This is a genomic window from Vibrio sp. 970, from assembly GCF_033339075.1.
In genome coordinates, this window is sequence record NZ_JAWOTW010000558.1 from 1 (window position 1) to 592 (window position 592).

Genomic DNA, 592 nt, shown 5'->3' on the forward strand with positions numbered 1-592 from the left:
GCTTGTTCTGTCGAAACTGGTAGCTGACTCGTTAGTAGCTCAGTAAGAGGTGAAGATTCTGCATTTAGGCCTTGGCTTACCATATCCATAAGACCATTTTTGCTGCTCTTATCTACGACAGTATCCAAAAACGCATGTGCGCTGCCAATATTCACTGATAGGAGAGCTAAAGTTAGGAGAGTTTTACGCATAGTACCTCCGACGGTTGAGCGTTTTAACTTATTTGTTGTATTTATTTTTTTTAGGTCATCTGACTGATAACTTCTATTATTTTATAAAAAAAGCGGCGCTAATGCGCCGCTTTATGTAGGTCATTGAGAAAAGTCTCAATTATAGAATGTCTAGTAGCTCAACTTCGAATACTAGTGCTGCGAATGGAGGGATTGCAGCGCCTGCGCCACGTTCACCGTACGCAAGGTCTTGTGGGATGTATAGTTTCCACTTAGAACCTACAGGCATTAGTTGTAGAGCTTCAACCCAACCTTTAATTACGCCAGTTACTGGGAACTCAGCTGGTTGGCCGCGAGATACAGAGCTGTCGAATACTGTGCCGTCTGTTAGTTCACCGTGGTAGTGAACACGTACAGATTTA

1 protein-coding gene and 1 pseudogene are annotated in these 592 nt (G+C 43.1%); both read right to left on the reverse strand.

Annotation, left to right across the window (positions count from 1 at the left end; translation table 11 throughout):
• Positions 1 to 191, reverse strand: a pseudogene (locus tag R7Q11_RS27850) (DUF2780 domain-containing protein); the annotation flags it as partial.
• A gap of 139 nt (positions 192 to 330) precedes the next feature.
• The coding region (locus R7Q11_RS27855; protein WP_225467196.1) for an FKBP-type peptidyl-prolyl cis-trans isomerase at positions 331 to 592 on the reverse strand (262 nt) is incomplete at its 5' end.